General features: G+C 62.2%; 1 protein-coding gene. It reads right to left on the reverse strand.

The genetic code is table 11. The features are described 5' to 3' along the window. A partial coding sequence (locus HHL24_RS45360; protein WP_169491339.1) for an amidohydrolase occupies positions 1-1,391 on the reverse strand: 1,391 nt, incomplete at its 3' end. Positions 1,392-1,510 lie beyond the last annotated feature (119 nt).

Genomic DNA, 1,510 nt, shown 5'->3' on the forward strand with positions numbered 1-1,510 from the left:
GTCTTGCCCGACACCATCCAGTACAGCGAAACGAACGGGTTGAAGCTCGCGACGCGCGTCGCGTCCGTCCCCGCGCCAACGGGCAACCCGGCATCGAGCATGTGGCGAATAGGCGGCGTGCGCTTCACGGCCTCTTCACCGTATCGCTGGATGAAATACTCGCCCTGATAGGCCATCCGGTGCTGGATCGCAATGCCGCCGCCGAGCGCGCGCACACGGTCGATATTCTGTTGCGTGATGGTTTCGCAGTGGTCGAAGAACCAGCGCAGTCCGTTGAACGGAATCTCGGCGTTCACGCGCTCGAATACATTCAGGAAGCGCTCGATCGACTCGTTGTAAGTCGCGTGAAGACGGAACGGCCAGCGGTTTGCCACCAGCAGCTTCACGACGGCTTCCAGTTCGTCTTCGAGCGTGTCCGGCAGATCCGGCCGCGGTTCGAGAAAGTCTTCGAAGTCGGCGGCTGAAAACACCAGCATTTCGCCGGCGCCGTTGACGCGCAGGAAATCGTCACCCTCGCCGGGTTTGGTCATCTTCACCCACTTCGCGAAGTCTTCGATTTCCTTCTTCGCGTTCTGCGTGAACAGGTTGTACGCAATCCGCACCGTCAGTTCGCTGTGCTTCGCCATGTCCATGATGACAGCGTAGTCATCCGGATAGGCCTGATAGCCGCCGCCTGCGTCGATCGCGCTCGTCACGCCGAGGCGGTTCAGTTCACGCATGAAATGGCGCGTGGAGTTGCGCTGATCCTCCAGCGCGAGCTTCGGACCTTTCGCCAGCGTCGCGTACAGGAGCCCGGCGTTCGGACGTGCAATGAGCATGCCGGTCGGATTGCCGCGCTTGTCGCGCTGGATCTCGCCGCCTGGAGGATTGGGCGTGTCCTTCGTATAGCCGACGGCCCGCAGCGCTGCCGCATTCAACAGCGCGCTGTCGTACAGGTGCAGGATGAACACCGGTGTGTCCGGCGCAATCGCGTTGATTTCCTCGAGCGTCGGAGCGCGCCGCTCGGCGAACTGGAATTCGTTCCAGCCGCCCACCACGCGCACCCACTGGGGCGCCGGCGTGCGGGCCACCTGCTTCTTCAGCATGTCGAGCGCGTCCGCCAGCGACGGCACGCCGTCCCAGCGCAATTCCATGTTGAAGTTCAGTCCACCGCGAATGATGTGCAGGTGGGAATCATTCAGACCGGGAATGACCGTTCGCCCTTTGAGGTCAATCTGCCGCGTGTTGTCGTTCACGTGCCGCATTACGACTTCGCGAGACCCCGAAGCGATAACACGGCCATTCGCGACGGCGAGCGCATCGGCGAAAGAGCGCTTGTCGTCCTGCGTGGCGATCTTGCCGTTGAAGAAGACAACTTCGGCCGGCGTCGGCGCGGAAGTATTGGAAGTCATGGCGATCCTCGTTGGGAGCGCTCCGCTTTTCACGCGCGGAGCTATTCATGGGAAGCGGGCGCTCGTCGCGACTGTTTACTTCTTTGCAGGCACCGCTGCCAGAACCTCGTGCGTCCCCG

The sequence above is a fragment of the Paraburkholderia polaris genome, assembly GCF_012927345.1.
GTDB classification, from domain to species: domain Bacteria; phylum Pseudomonadota; class Gammaproteobacteria; order Burkholderiales; family Burkholderiaceae; genus Paraburkholderia; species Paraburkholderia polaris.